Raw genomic sequence first — 4,995 nt, forward strand, 5'->3', positions numbered from 1 at the left:
TTCTTTTCTTCATATACTGTAACTTTTTCGCCTTTACTTGTCTTTCTAACAATAGAATAGTTTGTACCTGATCCGCTTCGAACATTTACCCCAATACCATTAATTTGAGCCGTTCCAATTACCTTTTCAACACTACCATTTTCAATTACTTGTAGCATATTTAGAATGAATGTTGCTGTTTCACCACGAGTTGTTGTTCCTTTAGGGTCGTATTGATTGTCACCCTTACCTCTTACAATACCTAGGCCATACAGTCTTTGTACGTCTTCTTTATAAATAATTTGGTCTTTGTCTGAGAATGGTAGGTTTACAACTGGTCCCCATATACCTTTATACTGTAAAGCCTTGTTTACAATAATTGCTGATTCTTCTCTTGTAATAGGTGTGTTTGGGTCAAAATAACCATCACCTCTACCTAGAATAATACCTGCACTTGCAGCACGTTTAATACCATCTCGTAAAGTTGAGTTTGCATCGTTTAGGTCTTTAAATGAAGCATCTCCAGCTGGCAGGTTTAGAGATTTAGAGATTAATTGAGCAAATTCGGCTCTTGTTATCGCTCTATTAGGTGCGAAAACTCCGTTTCCTTCCCCTATCATAATACCTCTTCTATTTAACTCTCGAATAGCTTCTTCATACCAACCTCCTGTAATGTCATCTTTTGGTTGATAAAGATTATTATAATACCCCTCAACGCTATTTACGAATACATCCCATTGCCCATTATTAATCATGTTAGCAGGGCAGATTTTACCGCTCCATTTTTGGTGTTTTACAATGTTATTTAACGGTACACCAGTTTCTTTCATTAAATAAGCTACAAGTTTCTTAGCGTTATCTACCGCTTTACTGTAGTTTCCGTCACTGTTAACTGCGATTTCAATTGCAATAGATTCTCTATTACCTGGACCATCACCGTCTCCTGCGTGCCATCCGTTCTCGTTTAATGGTAGGTGTTGATAAATCTCTTTATCGTCTACTGTAAAATGCCACGATGCAGCTCGGTCTGTGTTGCCTACTGCTTGGTTATATAGGTATTGGGCGTGGTTTCTAGCACCTGCTCCTACACTTGTATTATCAGTCTCATGAATTGTAATGTATTTTGGACTCATATAGTTTTGAGGACGAATATTATCGTTACCTGCTGGAACAATCCATTCAGTGAATGGAACACCATTTATTGTACTAGAGGTGCTAGGTGATATGGGAGACAGACTACGTTTTGTTCTGTTTGAATTGTTAGGAACAGTTAGTGTACCTGTTTCTTCATGAATACCTTCTGAACGTTGAAGACTATCTACTTTCTTATTGTCGACAGTACCTCCACCACGTCCGTCTACCTCTTCAAAACTAGCTTCAATACTTTTTAAAGCCTGTTCATCTGATGTTGTTTTGCTTTGTTCCTGAACGTTTGTAGGTTGCTTATTGTTTACTAATTGTTGTTCCTCTGCAAACGATACCAATGGTGAAGATAATACCGTTAATCCTGCCGTGAATGCTACTAATTTTTTATTAAATTTAATGTTCATTTCTATTTTGGTATACCTCACTATTTTAATAGATATACCTTCCTCCTTGTACTTCTTTTAGTGTGAATGTTAGTTTAAATAATGGTAGCCTGAACCCTCAATATAACAGATTGATTTTACATTTCATATGTCAAACCGACATCTATAAGTCCTACTTGAAATGCTAGTACTTTAGAATTATAACACAGCACGATTGCAATACTCCCAAGACTCTTGCAAGTAATCTCCTAATCTTAGATATACTGATAGTATGACTCTAGAAAAGGGCAGGATCACATCGTAATCAAGCTAACAAAATAAAATCCCCCCCTAAATGGAAATTTTGTGTTTTTATAGTACCTAAGTTTATTTTTATCGTTTTGGGGAACAACAGATTTTTTAACTTGATAGCAATGCGGCAGGATCCCTATTTACAATAACAAACGAATTAAAAGAAAATAAAAAGGAATGAGCCCTGTCCAATACAGAGTTCATTCCTCAGTAACTGCTTAAAATATGTGTCTAACTTTTTGGGATCACTTCATTTGAAGATCCTTATAAATTCGTTATCTTACAGGTTCTATAGATGAGATCCGCCACTTGCATCGAGTAATTGACCAGTTACCCAACGGCTGTCTGAGGAAGCGAGAAAGGCGGCAATATCTGCCACATCCTCGGGTTCTCCCCATCTGTTGAAGATTGAAAGACCAGCCGCATATTTTTGTCCATCAAGGTTTTCCAAAGTCTCAGCATTCATCTCTGTATTAATAATTCCAGGCTGGATGGCGTTTACCGTAATATTACGGCTCCCTAGTTGTTTGGCTAGAAGGCGCGTAAATGTGTCGATAGCACCTTTGGACATACTGTACGTGAAGACACTTGGAGAAGCTGCACGTGTCACAAAAGATGAAATATTAATAATGCGTCCTCCATCTTTTAAACGTGGCAAAGCTTGTTGAGTAACAAAAAGTGGTGCTTTGACATTAATCTTCATTACCTCGTCAAATGATTCGTCCGTCGTCTCTTCTAAACTGATAATTTGACCAATTCCAGCATTGTTGACAAGAATATCGAATCCTTCACTGCCCATATATTCCTGAATAGTGTCATCCAAAGTAGTAAATAAATCTTGAATACCATCTAGAGTACTAAGATCAGCACCAATCGCGCAAGCATTTCCTCCGCTTTGCTCGATCTGGTGAACAACTGCTTCTGCCTCATTACGTCTTTTCCCGTAATGAACGACGACAAAGGCTCCCTCTTGTGCCAGACGCAATGCAATACTGCGCCCAATTCCTCGACTTGATCCTGTAACTAAAGCTATTTTGCCTGCTAACTTACCCATGCTCCCATCTCCTTGTTCAAACATAGTTATATTACATAGATAGTTATATCATGGAACATTATTTGAAATGTTGCTCTCCTATTCGGTTTCAAGGGGGCAATTGCTTCAGATAACTTAGTTCATCCCTTGGGTGCCTGCATTGCTTATATAAATCCTGAAAACTTATTTATGCGCCCTTCATAATGCATTAAACATGGATGTAGAAGACATTGTACAAGTCCTCCAGCAAATCTTACAGTTGATTGAGAAAAATGGTCGGAAGTCCCATCGGTATAAGAAGAAAACGGTATTTGATATCCTTGGTGTGGTATATGAGTGTACACAGAAATCATGTGCTGCGTAGAATAATGAAATTTTTAAAAATAGGTCTGCGAAGGCTTATTTGAATATGTCTAATATTCTTGTAGAATATCGAAAGTTTAGGCGAAAAAACTCTATTTTATTACATATGTTCTTTAGTGCTCTTAGCTTGATGGTGATGGGGTCCCGCCACACATCCATCAACTTAACGTATATTTTTATACAAAATGCGGTCTTTCCACGTAGTTTTTTATTATCTTTTATAGATGTTATAAAAGTAGGCACGTCAAATAAACCCTGACGGGTTTCAAATTTTTCGCTATGCTACCTGATGGGCAGAAGTGGTATACTCATACACAACACCTAAAATATCAAAGACTGTTTTTTTCTCATATCTGTGAGATTTTCGTCCGTTTCGCTGTAGGAGGTTAAACAGACGAAGGAGAATCTTTGATAATTCTTGGGTGTTTTTATGTAGTGCTTGATGAAAAAGTAAGAAATAATCTTTAATTATGTACATCGCTTTATATTCACTTAGTTCTTTCTGTTTCTTACGTAATAGGAGTTCTCTCATTTTAAACATAGTAGAAGAACATAATAGAATACTAATGAGTTGTCCATAAAGGTGGCATTCTAATCGCTCTTGTTTAATAGATTTACAACGATGAATTCGAAACCAAGATTTCCATATTTTAAATAACAGCTCAATTTGCCAACGCAGTGAATATAAATCATAGATTTTCTCTTTCGGTACCCATTCCGTAGGAATGTTTGTCATATATACCGTAATTCCTTGTAAAAGTTTCGTACGATCTGTATATGTAATCCCTTTTTTCTTTTCACGAATAGCTCGATCATGTAGACGTTTCTGTTTTTGCGCCTCTGTACATCTATAAACCACAATGCGAGTGGGTAGTTTGTCTTTGCTCCCTACATATACATCTTGTAATTCATAAACTTGGCCAGGTTGTAATTGGTTCATGATGTCTTCCAAATGAATTTGTATATATACCGGTCTCAATTGAGCAGGTTTTGTTTTAAATACCACTGTTTCGAATTCTTTTCTATATATTTTAGTTGGTAATTTAAGACGCGATAAATAATACCCTTCCTTATCTTGGATTGATTTAAAGTCTTGTAAACGAAAATACCCTAAGTCACGAATATATAGTTCATTCTTTTGTGTCATGTCCATTCGAGTCGCCCCATATGCCTGATCACTTCGTTTTCCTGGTTCAATTTTCACATCAGAAAACTCTCCACTCAACAAGTCATACTCTAATTGAATTTTTACACCAGCTGTATGACTACAGCCTCCGGCACCAGGATAAGTAGCTGCGAATCGATCTGGAACTTGAAAGGTTGTAGAATCAAGGATGCGAATCCGCTCAAAGTAAGCAGAAAGAGAATGAGAAATTGTAGATGATCCTCCAATTTTAGCTTGTAGAAGTGTAGTAAATACAGTTCGAAAGAAGGCTACAGAAGCCGAGTTAAATCGTCGATTCAGTCCCTCAGGACTTAATAAAATTCCTGTTGAAGTTTCTAATTGACTACAAAGTTGAGTAAGAGAGGTTGTAGCGATTTGTTGATTTAACCATACACACAAAGATAAAAAATGGTGCCCATGGCACTTACGTTTTCGTTTCATTCCACCTGCTTCTATAGCTAATTGATTAAGTGTAGCGGGAGACATATATCGATATAACTCTTCGGCAAATAAAGACAGCTCTTGTTTTTGATGCATATTCATAAAAAGCACGTCACCCTTTCTCATTAACATAAGAGAATAGTAACGTGCTTTTAAGTTTAAGAATAGTCTATTTTCTTAAGTTGATGGATGTG

General features: G+C 36.9%; 3 protein-coding genes. All 3 read right to left on the bottom strand.

Features of this window, described 5'->3' with window-relative positions:
• Positions 1–1,529, bottom strand: a 1,529-nt coding sequence (locus ACO6VI_RS32650) for an S-layer homology domain-containing protein (RefSeq protein ID WP_422425167.1), incomplete at its 3' end; no start/stop codon positions are given.
• Positions 1,530–2,088: 559 nt separating this feature from the next.
• On the bottom strand, positions 2,089–2,853 hold the full coding sequence (locus ACO6VI_RS32655; protein ID WP_422425169.1) for an SDR family oxidoreductase: 765 nt from the start codon (positions 2,851–2,853) through the stop codon (positions 2,089–2,091).
• 619 nt (positions 2,854–3,472) lie between these two features.
• Positions 3,473–4,903 carry an IS4-like element ISBce2 family transposase gene (locus tag ACO6VI_RS32660; RefSeq protein ID WP_422424664.1) on the bottom strand — a complete coding sequence of 477 codons (1,431 nt, stop codon included), beginning with the start codon at positions 4,901–4,903 and terminating at the stop codon, positions 3,473–3,475.
• Positions 4,904–4,995 lie beyond the last annotated feature (92 nt).

This window comes from Bacillus sp. PSXD-155 (genome assembly GCF_049310765.1).
In the GTDB taxonomy this organism is placed as follows: Bacteria; Bacillota; Bacilli; order Bacillales; family Bacillaceae_G; genus Bacillus_A; species Bacillus_A cereus.